This window comes from Arthrobacter sp. YD2, from assembly GCF_030410475.1.
GTDB lineage: Bacteria > Actinomycetota > Actinomycetes > Actinomycetales > Micrococcaceae > Arthrobacter_B > Arthrobacter_B zhangbolii.
In genome coordinates this window covers 18,050-36,548 of record NZ_JAUHHB010000001.1, presented here as the reverse complement: position 1 = coordinate 36,548, position 18,499 = coordinate 18,050, and the positions used below count along the sequence as shown (strand labels likewise).

Annotated in this window: 21 protein-coding genes; 8 read left to right on the top strand and 13 right to left on the bottom strand. The window is 66.7% G+C overall.

The window, feature by feature from the left end; all coding sequences use genetic code 11:
- Positions 1 to 996, bottom strand: a complete 996-nt coding sequence (locus QWJ37_RS00190) for a DUF2804 domain-containing protein (RefSeq protein ID WP_227929722.1) — start codon at positions 994 to 996, stop codon at positions 1 to 3.
- Positions 997 to 1,143: 147 nt separating this feature from the next.
- Between QWJ37_RS00190 and QWJ37_RS00185 the strand changes: the two genes are divergently transcribed.
- From QWJ37_RS00185 to QWJ37_RS00175, 3 genes are all read left to right on the top strand, one after another.
- Positions 1,144 to 1,950 carry a carbon-nitrogen hydrolase family protein gene (locus QWJ37_RS00185; RefSeq protein WP_227905903.1) on the top strand — a complete coding sequence of 269 codons (807 nt, stop codon included), beginning with the start codon at positions 1,144 to 1,146 and terminating at the stop codon, positions 1,948 to 1,950.
- A 194-nt stretch (positions 1,951 to 2,144) separates the two neighbouring features.
- Positions 2,145 to 2,705 (top strand): sigma-70 family RNA polymerase sigma factor, encoded by a 561-nt coding sequence (locus tag QWJ37_RS00180; protein WP_227905897.1) that lies wholly within the window; start codon positions 2,145 to 2,147, stop codon positions 2,703 to 2,705.
- A complete protein-coding gene (locus QWJ37_RS00175; protein WP_290243225.1) occupies positions 2,689 to 3,489 on the top strand; it encodes a hypothetical protein in 801 nt (266 codons plus the stop codon). The genes QWJ37_RS00180 and QWJ37_RS00175 overlap by 17 nt, the downstream gene beginning before the upstream one ends.
- Here the strand turns inward: QWJ37_RS00175 and QWJ37_RS00170 are convergent.
- Both QWJ37_RS00170 and QWJ37_RS00165 read right to left on the bottom strand, forming a co-directional pair.
- Entirely contained in the window at positions 3,486 to 3,992 is a 507-nt protein-coding gene (locus QWJ37_RS00170) for a CoA-binding protein (RefSeq protein ID WP_290243223.1), read from the bottom strand. The genes QWJ37_RS00175 and QWJ37_RS00170 overlap by 4 nt on opposite strands.
- Entirely contained in the window at positions 3,982 to 5,319 is a 1,338-nt protein-coding gene (locus QWJ37_RS00165; protein ID WP_290243221.1) for an O-acetylhomoserine aminocarboxypropyltransferase/cysteine synthase family protein, read from the bottom strand. Before QWJ37_RS00165 ends, QWJ37_RS00170 begins: the two co-directional genes overlap by 11 nt.
- A gap of 95 nt (positions 5,320 to 5,414) precedes the next feature.
- Here QWJ37_RS00165 and QWJ37_RS00160 point away from each other — a divergent pair, with 95 nt between their 5' ends.
- Complete coding sequence (locus tag QWJ37_RS00160; protein ID WP_290243219.1) at positions 5,415 to 5,723, top strand: hypothetical protein; 309 nt, start codon at positions 5,415 to 5,417, stop codon at positions 5,721 to 5,723.
- On the opposite strand, the gene acs is transcribed toward QWJ37_RS00160, so the two are convergent.
- The 4 genes from acs to QWJ37_RS00140 all read right to left on the bottom strand — a co-directional run bounded on the left by acs (position 5,707) and on the right by QWJ37_RS00140 (position 10,604).
- Positions 5,707 to 7,710: an acetate--CoA ligase gene (gene acs / locus QWJ37_RS00155; RefSeq protein ID WP_290243217.1), complete on the bottom strand. Its 2,004-nt coding sequence runs from the start codon at positions 7,708 to 7,710 to the stop codon at positions 5,707 to 5,709. The genes QWJ37_RS00160 and acs overlap by 17 nt on opposite strands.
- A complete protein-coding gene (locus tag QWJ37_RS00150; protein WP_227929716.1) occupies positions 7,701 to 8,528 on the bottom strand; it encodes an ABC transporter permease in 828 nt (275 codons plus the stop codon). The genes acs and QWJ37_RS00150 overlap by 10 nt, the downstream gene beginning before the upstream one ends.
- Positions 8,525 to 9,610, bottom strand: a complete 1,086-nt coding sequence (locus QWJ37_RS00145) for an aliphatic sulfonate ABC transporter substrate-binding protein (protein WP_290243214.1) — start codon at positions 9,608 to 9,610, stop codon at positions 8,525 to 8,527. The genes QWJ37_RS00150 and QWJ37_RS00145 overlap by 4 nt, the downstream gene beginning before the upstream one ends.
- A 166-nt stretch (positions 9,611 to 9,776) precedes the next feature.
- Entirely contained in the window at positions 9,777 to 10,604 is an 828-nt protein-coding gene (locus QWJ37_RS00140; RefSeq protein WP_290243212.1) for an ABC transporter ATP-binding protein, read from the bottom strand.
- A gap of 427 nt (positions 10,605 to 11,031) precedes the next feature.
- On the opposite strand from QWJ37_RS00140, the gene QWJ37_RS00135 reads away from it, so the two are divergent.
- Positions 11,032 to 11,649 (top strand): alpha/beta hydrolase, encoded by a 618-nt coding sequence (locus QWJ37_RS00135; RefSeq protein ID WP_227929714.1) that lies wholly within the window; start codon positions 11,032 to 11,034, stop codon positions 11,647 to 11,649.
- A 53-nt stretch (positions 11,650 to 11,702) separates the two neighbouring features.
- Positions 11,703 to 12,143 carry a CoA-binding protein gene (locus QWJ37_RS00130; protein ID WP_290243210.1) on the top strand — a complete coding sequence of 147 codons (441 nt, stop codon included), beginning with the start codon at positions 11,703 to 11,705 and terminating at the stop codon, positions 12,141 to 12,143.
- An 18-nt stretch (positions 12,144 to 12,161) separates the two neighbouring features.
- Here QWJ37_RS00130 and QWJ37_RS00125 read toward each other — a convergent pair whose 3' ends face one another.
- Positions 12,162 to 13,037: a DUF1206 domain-containing protein gene (locus QWJ37_RS00125; RefSeq protein WP_290243208.1), complete on the bottom strand. Its 876-nt coding sequence runs from the start codon at positions 13,035 to 13,037 to the stop codon at positions 12,162 to 12,164.
- Positions 13,038 to 13,110: 73 nt separating this feature from the next.
- Between QWJ37_RS00125 and QWJ37_RS00120 the strand changes: the two genes are divergently transcribed.
- A complete protein-coding gene (locus tag QWJ37_RS00120) occupies positions 13,111 to 13,497 on the top strand; it encodes an MmcQ/YjbR family DNA-binding protein (RefSeq protein ID WP_227905876.1) in 387 nt (128 codons plus the stop codon).
- Positions 13,494 to 14,072 (top strand): DUF1990 domain-containing protein, encoded by a 579-nt coding sequence (locus QWJ37_RS00115; RefSeq protein ID WP_227929710.1) that lies wholly within the window; start codon positions 13,494 to 13,496, stop codon positions 14,070 to 14,072. Before QWJ37_RS00120 ends, QWJ37_RS00115 begins: the two co-directional genes overlap by 4 nt.
- Here the strand turns inward: QWJ37_RS00115 and QWJ37_RS00110 are convergent.
- From QWJ37_RS00110 to purS, 5 genes are all read right to left on the bottom strand, one after another.
- Positions 14,048 to 14,584 carry a GNAT family N-acetyltransferase gene (locus tag QWJ37_RS00110; RefSeq protein WP_227905874.1) on the bottom strand — a complete coding sequence of 179 codons (537 nt, stop codon included), beginning with the start codon at positions 14,582 to 14,584 and terminating at the stop codon, positions 14,048 to 14,050. The genes QWJ37_RS00115 and QWJ37_RS00110 overlap by 25 nt on opposite strands.
- A gap of 37 nt (positions 14,585 to 14,621) precedes the next feature.
- Complete coding sequence (locus QWJ37_RS00105) at positions 14,622 to 15,056, bottom strand: hypothetical protein (protein WP_290243203.1); 435 nt, start codon at positions 15,054 to 15,056, stop codon at positions 14,622 to 14,624.
- Positions 15,057 to 15,139: 83 nt separating this feature from the next.
- Entirely contained in the window at positions 15,140 to 17,437 is a 2,298-nt protein-coding gene (gene purL / locus QWJ37_RS00100) for a phosphoribosylformylglycinamidine synthase subunit PurL (RefSeq protein WP_227929709.1), read from the bottom strand.
- Positions 17,434 to 18,198 (bottom strand): phosphoribosylformylglycinamidine synthase subunit PurQ, encoded by a 765-nt coding sequence (gene purQ, locus QWJ37_RS00095; protein ID WP_290244806.1) that lies wholly within the window; start codon positions 18,196 to 18,198, stop codon positions 17,434 to 17,436. Before purQ ends, purL begins: the two co-directional genes overlap by 4 nt.
- A 14-nt stretch (positions 18,199 to 18,212) precedes the next feature.
- Positions 18,213 to 18,467, bottom strand: a complete 255-nt coding sequence (purS, locus tag QWJ37_RS00090) for a phosphoribosylformylglycinamidine synthase subunit PurS (protein WP_227905872.1) — start codon at positions 18,465 to 18,467, stop codon at positions 18,213 to 18,215.
- Positions 18,468 to 18,499: the final 32 nt, after the last annotated feature.

Genomic DNA, 18,499 nt, shown 5'->3' with positions numbered 1-18,499 from the left:
CTACCAGCGGTTCCGGGCTTCCTCGATCCAGCCGGTCAGTCCGTCCAGCGAATACTCCGTCCCGTCCGGTGTCCGGGCGGTGCCCGCCCAGGTGCCAAAGGCCTGCCAGACCTGCGCCTTGATCACGACGGCGTTGGTTGCCGAGGTGCGCCGGTGGAAGGGCGTCAGCACCGCATCGATCCAGGGCCCGCGCACCCGCCAGGTCGACGCCGGATCGGTGAGGTCGTATTCGAACTCCAGTTCGCCGTCGTAATGGTGCAGCCGGCCGTCCACAATGAGCGCATTTTCCGTCGCCGGGGTGCCGGCTGTCCATTTGCCGCCGAACTGCAGTCCCAGCCGTGTGCCGTCCACGGTGCCCGAACCCACGCCCCAGTTCCACCGGCGGGAGTACGGCCAGCGTCCGCGGCCGCGGTCCAGCACGGCAAAGGAATCCTCGCCGCCCACCGTGTATTCCCGGCCGTCCACCGTGACGCTGCCGCAGACGCGGCGTGCCACGTCCTTCAGGGTGTACTGGTAGCGGCGCTCGGACCAGGGGACCACCACACCAAGCACATCTCCGTCAGCAGCAGCGAACAGGTCCGCGGAAATCCGTGCGGAGGAGGCGTGCAGATGCGTGCCGCCGTCGGCGTCGTGGAAGCGGAGGGTGGCTCCGCCAAAGGAACCGAACGCGGTCAGCGGCGGAAGCGCATCAGGGACGGAGACATCCGCGAAGGAGGGCAGCAGCTTCAACGGTTCGGCACTGGTTTCCTTCCCGCTTGCGCGCTCCAGCACATAAAACTGCAGGGTCGAGGCGTAGTCCAGGTGCGCGATGGTCATGCCCAGCACCAGATCCGGCGTCACAATGCCCCAGTATTCCCAGCGTTTGGTCCGCCAGCCGCCGGCTGCCCCGGAGGGAACCACCGGGCGGTGCAGCGCACTGCGGGCAAAGCCCACCGCAGCGGGATTCAGGGCTCCGGCAGGGGAGCCGAGATCAACGGGAGCAGTGATTTCATCCATGCGCCCCAAGTGTAGGGGAGCGCAGGCCGGGAACCGGGCCGGCAGTCCGGCAGCACGCCGCCCGTAATCCTCGAACCGGCCCGGCGCCCCGGCGATGACCTCGGCTAGGCTGGGCAGCAAACGTGCTTTAGCAAAGGTGGTTCTCCGGTGAAAGTCAGCGTCGGCCAGTTCAGCCCCTCAGGGGACGTCCGGGAAAATCTGGACGTCATGCGCACCCTCGCTGGGAAAGCCCGGGCGGAGGGCTCGGACCTGATCATTTTTCCCGAGGAATCCATGTTCAGCATCGGGAAAGTCGAAGGTGTGCTGGCCGAAGCCGTCGCCGCGTCCTGGTCCACCTTTGTTCAGCAGCTTTCCCTGCTGGCAGCTGAGCTCGGCATCGCGGTGATTGCCGGCGGGTACGAGTCAAGCGATGAGGAACGGCCCTACAACACCCTGGTCCTGATAGATGCCACCGGCCGGATCGCCGGCACATACCGCAAACTGCACCTGTATGACGCGTTCAGCTATGCCGAATCGGACCGGATCAAGCCCGGCGACGGCGGCGTCATGGTGATGCAAGTGGGGGACCTGCGGGTGGGGGTCATGACCTGCTATGACCTGCGCTTTCCGGAACTCGCCCGCGCGCTCGCGGACCTCGACGCGGACCTGCTGGCCGTCCCGGCCGCGTGGTTCAAGGGCGAACACAAGGTGGAGCATTGGGAAACCCTGCTCAAGGCCCGGGCAATTGAAAACACGCTCTGGGTTGCGGCGGCGGGAACATCAAGCCGGCATACGGTGGGACACTCCGCGATCCTGGACCCCATGGGAGTGCCGCAGGCCAGCCTGGCTGACGAACGGGAGGCAGTGGTGACAGCCGACGTCACCCGACGGCGGATTGACGATGTCCGCCAGTTCCTGCCGGTGCTGAAGAACCGCCGTTTCGCCGAAAACCCGCGGATTGTCGAGGCCCACTAGGCCCTGCAGTAAACAGGAAAAAGTTTTTTTCGCCGGTGCGTAACCTTTTCGTACCCGCCGGCGATTACCTATTTGTAACGGCCGCGCCGAGGCTTATCCCCCCAACGAGCATCGGTGCGGCCGTTGCACATGCGCTTACAGGCACGGGCACGGTAGCATTTGGACCACCCCGCACCCTACGAGAGTGATCCGCCGTGGCCGCCCCCATTACCGAGCAAACGCTCCGTGATGCGCGCGCCCGGAAACCGGTGGCCCTGCGGGAAATCTACGACGACTTCGCACCGGGCATCCTCGGCTATCTCCGGTCCAAGGGCTGCGAGGATCCGGAAGCGCTGACCCAGGAAGTCTTCCTGACCCTGTTTTCCAAGCTGGACACTCTCGACGGCGGCCTCCGCGGCGCCCGCACCTTCGCTTTCTCCGTCGCGCATGCGCGGATGGTGGATGACACCCGCCGGCGCGAGCGTGAACCGGGAATGGCTGCTTTTGACCCGGGCGAGGATACACGGGCCTCGGAATCCGCTGAGGACAGCGTCCTGGGCGGCGCTGCCGGTGTTGCCTACCTGCTGGAGGGACTGCCGCCCCAGCAGAAGGAAGTCCTCCTGCTGCGCGTGGTTGCTGATCTTTCCATCGACGAATCGGCGAAGATCATGGGACGAACGCCGGGAGCGGTAAAGCAGCTTCAACGCCGGGCCCTGGGGACACTGAAAGAGCAACTGGAACGGAAGGAGGAGGCAGCGGATGAGCGGGCAAGCTGACGACAAACTCTATGTCCGCGGCCTCCTGACGGAAGCCGGGATCGAGGAATCCCCCGAGCTGGTTGCTGCCCTCCTGGCGCTGCGCAGCGAGTCGCACTGCAAAGCCCCCGAGACAACAGGGGAGCTGGGCGGACTGCTCGCCGGCACCCCGGTGCCGCTGGCACGCAAGTCCAAGCGCACCCGGGGAATCATCCTCAGCGCGGCCCTGGTAGGTGCCATGGCCGCCGGTGCCACCGGTGTGGCCGCGAACTCCGATTTCCTGATCCGGGCCGATCCGCTTCCCTCTGTCACCTTCACCCCGCAGGACGTCCCCACCGTGGAGAAGGCAGCGCAGGAGCCCGAAGCCGAGTCCGGCGCCGAGGTCCAGGTTCCGGCCGCCCCGCTGCCGGAACCAACCGTGCCGCCGGTGGCGGAGGACGCGCCGGCGGCCGAAGCCCCGGAGGAAGAGGTGACCGCGCCCGTCCCCGCACCCGCCGCAGCGCCTGAACCCGCACCGGCACCGGTGCCCGCCCCCGGGCGGCCCGGAGCTCCCGGCACAGGCCCGGGAAACGGCAAGGTCGCAGTCCCCGGCCCCCAAACCGGCCATATCCCGGGTCACAACAGGGGATCGGGCGGCGGTCTTCGGGACACCATGGGTCCGGGCGTCCCCAACACCAAAAACCGCGCAGTGGTTCCGGAGAAGGGCCGTGGGCAGTCCTCACAGGAGCACGGCCGAAACGACCAGTTCCACCCGGGCGAAGGCCAGTCCCACCCGGGCCACGGCGGGCCCGGACGGGACCGCTAGGCCGTCAGCTGGCGTTTGGACGAAATGACGCCGGTATTAAACCCGGCCAGGTTCAGTCCGCCGTGGAACCGGGCGTGTTCAATCTTCACGCAGCGGTCCATCACCACGTTCAGGCCCGCTGCTTCGGCCTCCCGCGCCACCTCCTCATGCCAGGACCCCAGCTGCAGCCATAGGGTTTTCGCACCCACCGCCACGGCTTCGGACAGCACACCGGGAAGATCCTCCGTGCGGCGGAAAACATCCACGATGTCCGGTGCCTCCGGCAGGTCCGCCAGCGAGGCGTAAACCTGCCGGCCTAGGATCTGTTTCGCCGTCGGATTCACGAAGTAGACGCGGTAGCGGGAGGAAGAGAGCAGATACGTGGCCACGAAGTAGGAGGCCCGGGACGGTTTGTCCGAGGCGCCGACAATGGCGATGGACTCAGCCGAACGCAGCAGCGCCAGCCGCTCCGGCGCCGTCGGCCCCGTCCAGGTGCCCGTGCGGGCAGAAGTTTCAGCGGACATGGGTGCTCTCCTCGAGAATCGGTGCTGCGGACGGGAGGTCCGGTTCTGCGGCGGCGGACAGGGCCTGGTCCAAATCCCAGAGGATGTCCGCCAGATCCTCCAGCCCCACGGAAATCCGGATCAGGTCCTCCGGAACGCCCGCTCCGGCAAGCTGCTCGGGGGAGAGCTGCTGATGCGTTGTGGACCCGGGGTGGATCACCAGGGTGCGGGAATCTCCCACATTGGCCAGGTGCGATGCCAGCTGCAGGGACTCAATGAACTTCTGTCCTGCCGCCCGGCCGCCGGCCACACCGAAGCTGAACACGGATCCGGGGCCCTTGGGCAGGTATTTGCGGGCCCTCTCATAGTGCGGATGCGAGGGCAGGCCCGCGTAGCTGACCCAGAACACCCGCGGATCCGCCTCAAGCCACTGCGCCACTGCCCGGGCATTGGCCAGGTGCTCGTCCATCCGCGGTGCCAGGGTTTCCACACCCTGCAGGAGGGCAAACGCCGACGTCGCACTGAGGGTGGGACCGATGTCCCGGAGCTGCTCCGAGCGCAGTTTGGTCAGGAAACCGTATTCACCGAAGTTCCCCCACCAGGAGATGTTGCCGTAGCTGGGCACCGGTTCGGTCATGGCCGGGAACTTCCCGTTGCCCCAGTTGAATTTCCCGCTTTCGACGACGACGCCGCCCAGGGTGGTGCCGTGCCCGCCCAGGAATTTGGTGGCGGAGTGGATGACAATGTCCGCACCGTACGCGAAGGGCTGCACCAGGTAGGGCGTGCTCAGTGTCGCGTCCAGGATCAGCGGCACACCGGCGTCGTGTGCCACCTTCGCCAGCCCTTCAATGTCGGTCACCTCACCGCTGGGGTTGGCCACCACCTCGGCGTAGACAGCCTTGGTGTTTTCCTGCACGGCGGCGGCATAGTCCGCCGGATCCGTGCCGGGGACAAAGGTGGTGTCGATGCCGAACCGGCGCAGTGTGACATCCAGCTGGGTGACGGTGCCGCCATAGAGCTGTGCGGAGGCCACAATGTGGTCTCCGGCGGAACAGAGCGCCGCGAAGGTGACAAACTCCGCGGACATGCCCGACGCCGTCGCCACCGCACCGATCCCGCCCTCCAGGGACGCGATGCGTTCCTCGAACGCAGCCACCGTGGGGTTGCCGATCCGGGAATAGATGTTGCCGTACTTCTGCAGCGAGAACAGGTTCGCGGCGTCGGCCGTGTCCTTGAAGACAAAGGAGGTGGATTGGTAGATGGGCACGGCGCGGGCGCCGTGCAGCGCATCGGGGGTACCGCCCGCGTGCAGGGCGCGGGTACGGAAACCGAACTGGTGGTCACTCATTGGCTGAGTGCTCCTTCCTGGGGTGGGGCCGGGGGAATCAGGCCTTGCGGCGTTGCGGTTTGGCCCCGGTATGGGTTTAGGTGGCGGTAGGCGGAGTGAGGTCAGAGACAGGACACGGACTGACGGCGTTCAGGGAGGCCGGCGTGGACGAGTACGTGATTGTGGTGGAAACGGGCTACAAGGAAGCTTCGGCAGCGCACCGGGTGTCCTTCACGGAGCCCATGCCGCGGCGGGAGGCCGAGACGATGTTCCTGGAGATCATGGACGGCCGGCATGAGGAGCTGCTGCCGTTCCGGACCAACCGGTTCATCCTGGAGGTTTCGCACACCGAATTTGTCCAGGTGCAGCAGAACATGGGCGGATCCGTGGTGCTGGACCGGGTGACCCTTACGCGCAGGCATTAGCCTCCCTGTCTGCCCGCCGGGCAGCACAGACCGCGGCAATCCGGGCGATGCAGGGTTGATTCTGCAGGCTGCTCGTATCCCCGAGCGGACGTCCCTCGAACAGCTGGGTGAGCAGCCGGCGGAGGATCTTTCCGGACCGGGTTTTGGGAACGTCCGGAACCACGACGACGGCGGATGGCCGGGCGATCGGGCCGATCTCCCGGGTGACGTGTGCCCGCAGTTCCTCGCGGACGCGGTCCGGGTCCGCCGCAGCGGTGAGCACCACGAACGCGGCGACGGCGTGCCCGGTCCGGGCATCGGCCACCGGGCAGACGCCGGCCTCCACCACCCAGGGGTGGGAGACCAGGGCTGATTCAATTTCGATGGTGGAGAGCCGGTGTCCGGAGACGTTCAGCACGTCATCCACCCGGCCCAAGATCCAGGTGTCGCCGTCGTCGTCATACCGCGCGCCGTCGCCGGCCAGGAACCATCCCTGCCGTGCATACTGCCGCCAGTAGGACTCCAGGTAGCGCTGCGGGTTGCCCCAGACGGTGCGGGCCATGCCCGGCCCGGACCGGTCCACCACAATGAAGCCCTGGGTGTCTGCCGGCACCGGATTCCCGGCGTCGTCCACAATCCGGGTGGAGACCCCGGGCAGTGCCCTGGTGGCGCAGCCGGGCTTGAAGGTGGTGTCTGTGGGGCGCGGGGAGAGGATGGTGGCGCCGGTCTCGGACTGCCACCAGGTATCCAGGACCGGCACTTCGCCGCGGCCGAACTGGTCGCGCAGCCAGCGCCACGCCTCGGGGTTCACTGCCTCGCCCACGGTGCCCAGCAGCCGGATCGAGGAGAGGTCATAGTCCTGCGGCACGCCGTCAGGGAACCAGCCCATCAGCGCCCGGACCAGGGTGGGGGCGGTGTAGTAGCTGGTGACCCGGTAGCGTTCGATGATTTCCAGGTGCCGGCCCGGGTGCGGGGTGTCCGGTGTGCCCTCGAAAATCACCTGCGTGGCACCGTTGGCCAGCGGCCCGTACATCTCATAAGTGTGTGCGGTGACCCAGGCCAGGTCCGCGGTGCACCAGTGCACGTCCGCAGCCCGCTGCCGGGGATCCGGGTTGGCAAAAAGGTATTCGTAACTCCAGGCCGCCTGCGTCAGGTAGCCGCCGGTGGTGTGGACCAGTCCCTTGGGCCGGCCGGTGGTTCCGGAGGTGTACATGATGAACAGCGGCGTTTCGGCGTCGAAGGACTGTGCCTGATGGGTCTCCGACGCCGTCTCCACGCTCTCGTGCCACCACACGTCACGCCCGGGCACCCAGCTGATCTCCGATCCGGTACGCCGGATGACCAGCACGTGCTCAATGTTGTTGGTCCCGGCCACGGCGGCGTCGGCATTGTCCTTCACCGGTACGGCCGCGCCGCGGCGGAACTGCCCGTCCGTGGTGACCAGCAGTTTGGCGCCGGTGTCCTCCACCCGGAATTTCAGTGCTTCAGCGGAGAAACCGCCGAATACCAGGGAATGCACGGCGCCGATCCGGGCGCAGGCCAGGGTGATGACGATGGTTTCCACCAGTACCGGCAGGTAGATCACCACCCGTTCCCCGGCCTCAATGCCGAGGGACTGCAGGGCATTGGCCGCACGGCAGACCTCCCGCTGCAGCTGCGCGTAGGTCACGGTGCGGCGGTCTCCGGGTTCGCCCTCGAAATGCAGGGCAACGGTGTCACCGCGCCCGGCGGCCACATGGCGGTCCACGCAGTTCACCGCGGCGTTCAACCGGCCGCCGGCAAACCATTCAATGGACGGGACGGTGTACTCGGCGTCCTCCTCGGGAACCTCCGGCCCGCTGATGCGTTCAGGTTTCCGGAAGGTATGTGCGCGCTGCCACGGCTGCTCCCACTGAAGCGTGCGGGCAGCCGCTTCCCAGAAGGCGATGCGTTCGGCTTCCGTGGCCGGCTCCGCAACGTCCTCCGTCACGCGCCGGTGTCCGGCTTCCAGGTCCGTGATTACGCCCATTTCTTCACCGCCTGCTTTTCGGCGATACCCAGGACGGCGTCGGTGGTCTTGCCGATGACGGCCAGCAGGATGATAGCCAGGAACATGCGGTCCGTCCGGCCGTTGTTCTGGGAATCCGTCAGCAGGAACCCCAGCCCCATGGAGGAAGCAATCAGTTCCGCCGCCACCAGGAACAGCCAGGCCTGCGCCAGGGCGAGCCGCAGACCGGAGAACACGGCCGGAACCACGGCGGGCAGCTGAACGGTGGTCAGCAGCTTCACCCCGCGCAGGCCGAAGGCCCGGGCGGCCTCCACCAGGTTCCGGTCCACGTGCCGCAGCGCCAGGGCCACGGTGGTGAAGACGGGGAAGAAGGCACCGATGGTGATCAGTGTGACCTTCGAATCCTCACCGATCTTCATCCACAGGATCAGCAGCGGCACCCAGGCCAGTGAGGGCACCGCGCGCAGCGCACCGACGGCCGGCCCGAGCAGGGCATCGGCCAGCCGGGACAGCCCCAACAGTGCGCCGAGGAGCAGTCCGAGCGCTGCCCCGAGCGCAAACCCGGTCAGTACCCGCTGAGTGGAAATGGCAATGTGGGTGCCCAGCTGACCGCGCTCCACCAGATCCGCCGCGGCGCTGTAGACCGCTGCCGGTGAGGGCAGCTGGACGGGGCTGAACACCCCGGCGGCGGTAGTGAGCTGCCAGGCGGCCAGGATCAGGGCAGGGACCACCAGGCCCAGACCCAGCCGGGTGAACCGGTTCTCCAGCAGGGATCCCCGGGCCTTGGTCACAGGGGTGGTTTCGTTGGTCCGTGTTGCACGGGGAAGGACGCTGCTCATGAGGAGGCTCCCAGCGAGTCCGGATCAGCCTTGAGGACGTAGCTGTCCTCCAGCAGGGAGTCCAGGGCCGCATCGATCTGATCCTGGCCGGCCACGTCTCCGGTTTCCACAAGCGTGGGTCCGATCTTCTCCAGGACCTTGCGCTGGGCTTCGCCCGGGGCGGGATCCGTATCCAGGTTGCTTCGCTCCAGGATGACCGTGCTGGCGACGGCGGGATCGAGTCCGGCGACGTCGGCCAGGATCTGCGCGGTCTCCTCCTGGTTATCGGCTGCCCAGGCCCGGGCCTTGGCATAGGCGTTGACCACGGCCTGGGCCTGTTCCGGTTCCTCGGCGAGGAAGGATTCATTGGCGGCAAGGAGTCCGTAGGTGTTGAAGTCCAGGTTGCGGTAGGCGAGTTTGGCCCCGTTCTGCTCGGCGCCGGCCATGATGGGGTCCAGCCCGATCCAGGCGTCCACGGATCCGTTTTCCAGGGCGGTGCGGCCATCGGCATGCTGCAGCTGTTCCACGGTCACGTCGGAGAGGCTGAGTCCGGCTTCCTCGAGGGCCTGGACCAGGAAGAAGTACGGGTCGGTGCCCTTGGTCGCAGCCACTGATTTTCCGGCCAGGTCTGCCACGGAGGTGATGTCCGAGTCCGGGCCCACTACCAGGGCTGCCCATTCCGGCTGGGAGAACACGTCAATGACTTTGATCGGGGAGCCGTTGGCGCGGTTGAGCAGGGCAGCGGACCCTGCGGTGGATCCGATGTCGATGGCACCGGAGCGCAGGTTTTCGTTGGCCTTGTTGGAGCCGGCGGACTGGACCCATTCCACGGTGACCCCGTCCTCCGCCAGTGCCTCCTCCAGCCAGCCCTGGTCCTTGATGATCAGGCTGAGCGGGTTGTAGGTGGCGAAGTCGAGGGTGAGGGTGCCGCCGTCGGCGTCCTTGACGGCGGCAGCGCCGGCAGTGTCCTCGCCGGCGACGCAGCCGGTGAGGGCCAAACCGGCCACCGCGGCCAGACCGGCGAACGTACGTGCTGTGCGTCCGCGGACGGAGCGGGGGAAGGGCAGGAAGGCCGGTCGGGTACGGGGTGCAGGGGAAGTCATGATGGTTCCTTTGGAAGGGTCAGGCTGGAAAAGGGGAAGCCGGGGCCAGGCGCAGGCGCCAGGGGCGCGGCCGGATCAGGGCAAAACAGGGGAAGCTCTCCCCGGAGCGGGAAGGGCTGGGTCAGGCAGCGCCCGGAAAGGGGTGCCTGCGGAGTGAAAGGAAGGCCTAGTGGCGGTCGACGCCGAGCAGGGCCAGTAGCTCGCCGCGCATTCGGGCCAGCTCCGCCGAGGCGCGGTCCCGCGGTCGGGAACCGGGGACGGTGACCACGTTGGTGATGGTGGCGCCCGGTTGTCCGGGTTCCCTGCCCAGGACGATGATCCGGTCCGCGAGCTGCAGGGCTTCATCAACGTCGTGGGTCACCAGCATCACCGTGGCCGGGGCAGCCTCGTGCACGGCGAGGAGCAGATCCTGCATCTTCAGCCGGGTCAGTGCATCCAGGGCGCCGAAAGGCTCGTCCAGGAGCAGCACACCCGGTTCGCGGGCCAGGGCGCGGGCCAGCGACGCGCGCTGGGCCATGCCGCCGGACACTGCCCGGGGCTGGTGCTTGGCAAACGCAGCCAGACCCACCAGGTCCAGCAGTTCGGCTACCTTGGCCTTTCCCCGGCTGGCGCTCGCGGACTTGGGCAGTCCGATGGCGATGTTCGCCTGCAGGGTCTGCCAGGGCAGCAGCCGCGGCTCCTGGAAGGCGAAGGCACACCGCTCATCGATGCCGCGGACCGGCCGGCCGCCAATCAGGACGTCACCTGCGGTGGGGCGGTCCAGACCGGCCGCGGCACGCAGCAGTGTGGATTTTCCGCAGCCGCTGGAGCCCAGAATGGCCAGGACCTCTCCGGGTTTGACGTCAAAAGTGACGTCGCGGAGCACTACGTGTTCATTTGCTCCGGTGCCGAAACTGCGGCCCAGGGCGTCGAAGGTGACTGGCAGGGCGGGATCGGCCGGCGCTGCCGTACCGGTGCCGGACGCGGTCGTGGAAGGAGACAACACTGCTGTCATAGAAAACACTCCATCGGTCCTGGCAGTAGCACCCTACGGAAGGTGTCCTGAGCCGGGGTAACGGCTTCCTGCGACACCAGCCTCGTTATTGCCGTACTTCAAGGAGGAAATACGGCAACCAGGGTTGCTGCGGCTTCATCGATCCAGGTCTCTCAGCCGCTCGGGATGGTCAAGGACTACTAAACGCCGGATTTACGGATCGGACAAGTCCCGGCCCTGCAGCCGATTCACAGAAGGAAATGTTCACGCGGACGCTCTTGGTGCCCGCCCCCGCCATGAACACCCCGGAGCATTGACCTGACGCGCCACCGGCTCCAAGGTTGGAAGAGGCCAGCCGGAGCCCATTCCCGTTCTTCGCGGCCGGTCTCTTTGAGGAAATCAACGAGCCTTCGGTTAAACGAGCCTGGATCAACGAGCAGGAGCAGCCATGGAACAAGCAGCGAACGCATCGGGAACGGTTCTATCCGCTGACGGCACAACCATTGCGTGGTCGCGGCAGGGCAGCGGACCGCCGCTGGCCATCGTGGGACCGCTGCTGGCACACCGGAGCAGCCGGGCCACGGCGGCTTTGGCGGACGCTCTTTCAAAAACCCACACCGTGTATACCTATGACCGCAGGGGGATCGGGGAAAGCGGGATTGGCGAGGAATACACTGCGGAGTCCGACGTCGATGACCTGCTGGCCGTATTGCAGGTGGCAGGCGGGGCCACGGACCTCTACGGATTTTACGACGGCGCCTTCCTGGCCTTGCGGGCGGCGGAGGAATCCACGGTGGTGAGCCGTGTCGTGGCGCTCGAGCCCACCCTCTCGCCGGGCGACGGGGAGGATGAGCTGCTGGTGCTGCAGAGCGAGATTGAGGGACTGGGCGGGGTGAACGTTCCGGTGCTGATCCTGGCCGGCAGTGCCAGCGGCGGGGAAACCCAGGACCTTGCCCGGCGGGCCGCCGATGCGCTGGACGAAGGTGAATTCCGGCTGCTGGAGACGGACACGAGCGGGTTGCCCGATTCGGCGCTGACCGAGGCCATTGAGTCTTTCCTTCAGTGACGCACGCCCGGGTAAGCTGGAGCTCCCATCCCGGCTTCCCATAAGGACGGCAGATGTCAGACTCCAACGGCACCGCTACCGCGCACGCCAATGATCCCGAGGTCATCCGCAGGCTGATGGCCACCCCCGGCCGCTGGGCCGTGGTGGGCCTGTCCAACAACCCGATGCGCACCGCCGTCGGCGTTTCCCGCTACATCCAGGACCATCTGGGGATGGAAATCGTTCCCGTAAGCCTGAAGGGAGACGACGTGCACGGCAACAGGGGCTACAAAAAGCTCAGCGAGATCCCGGGCAGCATTGACGTTGTGGACTGTTTCGTGAATTCGGAGCGTGTGGGTGACATTGTGGACCAGGCCATCGAGGTGGGCGCGAAGGCCGTGTGGCTGCAGCTCGGCGTGGTGGATGAAGCGGCAGCGGCCCGGGCCAGGGCCGCGGGACTCGACGTCGTGATGGACACCTGCCCGGTGATCGAGGCCCCGCGGTTCGGACTCTGAGCCATCCTGCCGGCAGGCCTACAGCTTGGCGAACCGGGCCCGGATAATGCCGATGTACAGGCCGTAGAGCATCAATCCGATGCCTACCGCGGCCAGGGCCACCACCCCGAAGGGCTGGTCCCGCAGGGTATGCAGCGCGCCGTCGAGTCCGGTGGACTGTTCGGGATCCGCGTTGACCGCCGCCAAGGTCAGCAGCACACCCAGCACGGCGAGGGATATTCCCTTGGCGGTAAAACCGGCTACGCCGGTGACGTCCACTGCCCGGCGCCACGCCGAACCGGGGATGCCCGTCAGTTCCCGGCGGAACCGGCGTGTCACACCCTTGAAGATGAAATAGCCGCCCACACCCACCACCACGAGGCCCGCGATCGCGAGGATCCACTGGCCGGCAGGGACGGCGAGGAGGCGGGCCGTCCAGCTGACCGAGGATGAGCTGCCGTTATCGCTGCCGCGGCCCAGGGCGAAGCTGGCAAAGATGGTGCCGATGGCTCCATAGACAATGGCCTGGCCGGCATTGCTGGCCCGGTCCTTCCACAGCTCCTTGTCCTTGAGCCGTCGTCCGGCCAGGACGATGCGGGAGAGCTGGAACAGGGCCAGGGCGTAGCAGCCGATGAAGCAGAACCAGAGCAGCAGCGCCCCGCCGGGCTGCTCGGCCAGGGCTGCCACGGCGCCGCTGGTGTCGGCATTGCCGGATCCGCCGGAATCGATCTGCAGGGCAATGACGCCGATGACCACGTGGACAATACCGCTGGCTACATACCCCAGGCGGGCAACCCGTTCGAAGGTCCTGGAGTCCGCTGCGCGCCCGGCTGTCTCCGCCACGGAATTATCAGTGCGGTTCCTGTGCTCCAAACCGTCCATCCTCTGCTTGGTCTCCGGCACGCCGGCTGGCATGCCTCTTCCTCCATCCTGCCATCCATATCAGCAGGCAGTGCCGCAGCACCGAAAGCGGGGATAGGCTTCAGACATGGATGCAGAGGCCCTCCGCCGGGTGTGCCTGGCGCTGCCGGGGACGTATGAGGATTTTCCCTTCGGACCGGAATCGTCCGTGTTCAAGGTGCGGGCTGCGGGCGGCCGGGCCAAGATGTTCGCGCTGGCAGCGCTGGCAGCCGAGCCCCTGATGATCAGTTTGAAATGTGAACCGGAGCTGGCGGTCCAGCTGCGTGCCGCGCATCCGGAAATCAGCGGGGCCTGGCATATGAATAAAACGCACTGGAACCAAGTGGAGGTTGCCGCCGGGCTCCCTGCGGGAATGGTGGCGGACATGGTGGAGGATTCCTATGACCTGGTGGTGGCATCGCTGCCGCGAAAGGACCGGGAATCACTGCGCTGGAAGGGGCTGGCGGACGGATGAGCGGGGCCCGGCGTGCATTGACCTACCCGGACACGGGAAGTACCGAGCGGCCATACCCGGTGCCGATGACTGACCGGTGGCCCGCCGGGTACCGGCTGGTGCTGCGCAAGGAGGAGCTCGAGGTGCCGGACCCGCGCGCCGGGTTCCTTCGCCTGACGGAGGGCCTGCTGGACTGGGATCTGCACCGCGGAGCGGGACTGTTCGTCCGTCCCGGTACGCCCCGGGCCGCCCCCGGGGTGGAGATGGCCTCCGGTGTCGGAGTCTGGCGGGTGCGTTATTACGCGCCGTGCCGGGTGCTGTGGGCTACGGAAGCGCTGCTCGACGACGGCGGGGAGCCGGTCTCCGGCCAGCGCGCGGGGTTTGGGTACGGCACCTTGCCCGGGCATCCGGAACGTGGCGAGGAAGGGTTTTACGCCGAGCTGGATGAGGACGGCAGGCTTTATTTCCGCGTGGCTGCCTACAGCACGCCCGCCAACCGCATCATTGCCGCCGCGGACCGGGTCAATGTGCGCGTGCAGGCGTTCTACACCAACCGGTATTTCGCCTCGGCCTACCGGCTCGCTTCCGGCAGCTGATCACGCCGGAGCGTGAACTTCAGGGCAATGTCGCCTTCTTCTTCCGGCAGGAACCCGGCGGTCAGCAGCACCGAGTTGGAGGCGGTGTTGCCCGGATCGGTGTACGCAATGGCTTCCTCGACCCCCGGCTGCGCCAAGGCAAACCGGGACAGGGCAATCAACGCCTCCGACGCATAGCCCTGCCGCCGGCTGGAGGGCGCCACGCTGTAACTGATTTCCACCGCGTGTTCAACGGGAATGCCTTCGAAACCGATGGTGCCCACCACCAGGGAGGTGGCACGTTCGCGGATCATCCGTGTGCCGAAGGCGGCAGCTGCGGGGGAAAGCAGCCCCGCCTCGAAAAACCGGCGCGCGGCGTCGTAATCAGCGGGCTGGGGGAAGTCCTCGGCCCAGTCCGGCAGCCGTTTCTGAATGATGAGGGCATCCACCTCGGCCACGGACATGAGGTCCAGCAGCAGCCGCTGAGTGGGAATGCCTGCATTGGCTGCAAGGTTCTCGGGGATTGTGCTCACGAGCTAATATTGCCTCTTCTTCCCCGATTTGCCGTATTTAGTGACCGGAGACGCCCCTCCGGCGCGCCGCTCCGGGGGTTGTTTCCGCAGCCTTGCCGTCCACGAACAGCTGCATAAAAGGGCTCACGAGCAGCAGGCCGGGCAGGGAGGTCATCACCGTGGGCTGCCGGCTAACCAGCGCTCCGGCCAGCAGCAGTGCACAAACAGCGACCATGATGCCGGCATAGGCAAGGCGGCCAGTGCTTTCCGTAAGCACCAGCGGCTCACCGCGGCGTCGCGGTCCGCTCAGCAGCCAGAGGGCCGAACCCAGGACCAGCAAGCCGGCACCGGATCCGATCCAGGCTGAAATCAGCTGATCCTGGTTGTCGCTGGAAAGATACGGGTTGTTCACGACCAGCGGGACCGCGCCGAAGGCCGCGATCACCAGTGCGCAGAGGATTCGTGCCCGCGGTTTTTTCTTAGCTGTCACCATGACTCGTGACCCTACACGGCCGCTGGACCGGCACAGGCCCGGCGGAAGAATCCCGCCGGGCCTGTGCCGCTCTGCCGTTCTGCTTAGCCGAAGTGCCGCGGCAGGGTGCCTTCGTGGGCCGCCTTCAGCTCGTTCAGCGGCACGGAGAACCGGCTCTGGAAGTCCAGTGCGCCAATCTCGGTATCCACCACGCCAATCCGGCTGTGGGCGAAGCCGCGGGCGGAACACATGTCCTTGAACCGGACTTCTTCGCTGCGGGCCACGGAAACCACGGCGCGGGCCTGTGACTCGGAGAAGAGCAGGGTGAACAGGTCCACGCCGTCCCGCTCGCAGACCTCATCCAGGCCTATCCGTGCGCCGACGCCGAAGCGCAGTGCCATCTCGGACAGTGCCGCTGCCAGGCCGCCTTCGGAAAGGTCGTGCGCGGCGTCGATCATGCCGTCACGTGAGGCGTTGACCAGCAGTTCGCCGAGCAGCTTCTCCGCCTGCAGGTCCACCTTCGGCGGCTGGCCGCCCAAGTGTCCGCGCAGGTTCGCGTATTCGGAACCGTCCAGCTCGTCACGGGTCACGCCCATCAGGTAGATGGCCTGGCCGTCCTCGCGCCAGCCCGACGGCGTGCGCCGGGCAACGTCGTCGAACACGCCCAGCACGCCCACCACGGGGGTGGGATGGATGGCGACGCCGCCGGTCTGGTTGTAGAGCGAAACGTTGCCGCCGGTGACCGGGACGCCGAGTTCGCGGCAACCGTCGGCCAGTCCGCGGACGGACTCGGCGAACTGCCACATCACTTCGGGATCCTCGGGGGAGCCGAAGTTCAGGCAGTCGGTGACGGCCAGCGGGGTGGCACCGGAGGTGGCTACGTTGCGGTAGGACTCCGCCAGGGCCAGCTTGGCGCCCTCGTAGGGGTTCAGGTAGGAGTAGCGGCCGTTGGCATCGGTGGAAATGGCCACGCCCAGACCGGTGGTTTCATCCACGCGGATCACGCCGGCGTCATCCGGCATGGCCAGGGCGGTGTTGCCCTGGACATAGCGGTCGTACTGGTTGGTCACCCAGGACTTGTCGCACATGTTGGGGGAGGCCATCAGTTCCAGGATGGCATCCCTGATGGCGGCGCTGCCAATGGGCCGCTCCCCGTCGAAGGAGGACCCCTGGATGCTGTCCTGTACGGCCGGGCGGGACATTGGCCGCTCATAGACGGGACCCTCGTGGGCCACGGTGCGCGGATCGACGTCGACAATGGTCTCGCCGTCCCAGTCAATGATCAGGCGGCCGGTGCCTGTGACCTCACCCAGCCAGGAGTACTCGACGTTCCACTTATCCATGATTGCCTCGAACGCCTCAACGTTCTCCGGTGTGACCACGGCCATCATGCGTTCCTGGGACTCGGACATCAGGATTTCCCCCGGGGTCAGGGACGGGTCACGCAGCAGCACGTTGGTCAGTTCCACGTGCATGCCGCCGTCGCCGTTGGAGGCCAGCTCCGACGTCGCGCAGGAAATGCCGGCCGCGCCCAGGTCCTGGATGCCCTCCACCACGGAGGCCTTGAACAGTTCCAGGCAGCACTCAATGAGCACCTTTTCGGCAAACGGATCGCCCACCTGGACGGCGGGACGCTTGGAGGGCTTGTCCGCGTCGAAGGATTCCGAAGCCAGCACGGAGGCGCCGCCAATCCCGTCGCCGCCGGTGCGCGCACCGAAGAGGACCACCTTGTTGCCGGCGCCGGAGGCGTTGGCCAGCCGGATGTCCTCGTGCCGCAGCACGCCTACGGCCAGCGCGTTGACCAGCGGGTTGCCCTGGTACACGGAGTCGAAGACCAGTTCACCGCCGATGTTCGGCAGACCCAGGGAGTTGCCGTAGCCGCCGATGCCGGAGACGATGCCGTGCACCAGGCGGGCGGTGTCGGGGTGGTCGATGGCACCGAAGCGCAGCGGATCCATCACGGCCACCGGACGGGCGCCCATGGAGATAATGTCGCGGACAATGCCGCCGACGCCGGTGGCGGCGCCCTGGTAGGGCTCCACGAAGGACGGGTGGTTGTGGGACTCGACCTTAAAGGTCACGGCCCAGCCCTCGCCGATGTCCACCACGCCGGCGTTCTCGCCGATGCCCACCAGGAGGTGTTCCTTCATCTTCTCGGTGACCTTGTCCCCGAACTGCTTCAGGTGCACCTTGGAGGACTTGTAGGAGCAGTGCTCGGACCACATGACCGAGTACATGGCCAGTTCCGCGGCGGTGGGGCGGCGGCCCAGGATCTCCACGACCCTGCGGAATTCGTCTTCCTTCAGGCCGAGTTCGGCCCAGGGCAGCTCGGTGTCCGGGGTGGCGGCGGCGTGCTCGACGGTGTCGATGTTGAACTTCTGCGCGGCAGGGGAAACGGTCATGACTTGCCTCCGGCAACGAGCGTGTTGAGAACTGAGCTGAAGATGCGGAGCCCGTCGGTGCCGTAGCCCAGCCCGACCTGCCCGTAGGCGGAGGAATCCGGACCGAAGCCCGGTTCCACGGCGTGCTCGGGGTGGGGCATCAGGCCCACCACGTTGCCTGCCGCATTGGTAATGCCGGCAATGCCGCGGCGGGAGCCGTTGGGGTTTTCCCCGTCATAGCGGAAGACCACACGGCCTTCGCCTTCGAGCTCGTCCAGTGTTTTTTCATCCGCGACGTACTGGCCGTCCTGGTTCTTCAGCGGAATGACCATGCCTGCACCCTGCTCGTACCCGGAGGTCCAGGCGGTGCTGTTGTTCTCCACCCGCAGGAGCTGGTCCGCGCAGGAGAACTTCAAATGGTTGTTCTTGATCATGGAGCCGGGCAGCAGGTGTGCCTCGGTGAGGATCTGGAAACCGTTGCAGATGCCCAGCACGGGCATCCCGCCGGCCGCGGCGTCCACTACTTTTTCCATGACCGGAGCAAAGCGTGAGATGGCTCCGGCGCGCAGGTAATCTCCGTAGGAGAACCCGCCGGGAACAATCACGGCATCCACGTCATGCAGGTTTGCGTCGGCATGCCAGAGGCCGACGGCGGTGCCTCCGGCGATGGTCACGGCGCGGGCGGCGTCGCGGTCATCCAGGGTGCCGGGGAAGGTGATAACACCAATCCGGACCGCCCGCAGGGCGGCGTCTTCGGGAGCGGCGGAAAAGTCGCCGATCAGGGGAGTGCTCAAGATCAGGCCTCCGGGATAACTTCGACGCGGGTGACGTCCTCAATCACCGGGTTGGACAGCAGGGTGGCCGCGGCCGTGCGGGCCTGTTCCAGGACTTCCTCAGTGACGTCACCGTCCACGGTCAGCTCAAAGCGCTTGCCCTGGCGGACGCCGGTAAATCCGCTCAGCCCCAGCCGGGGGAGAGCCCCGGCAATGGCTTTGCCCTGCGGATCCAGGATTTCAGGTTTGGGCATGACATCAACAACGATCCGGGGCATCCGGCAACTCCTGTGAGTGAAATGGGTGGCCG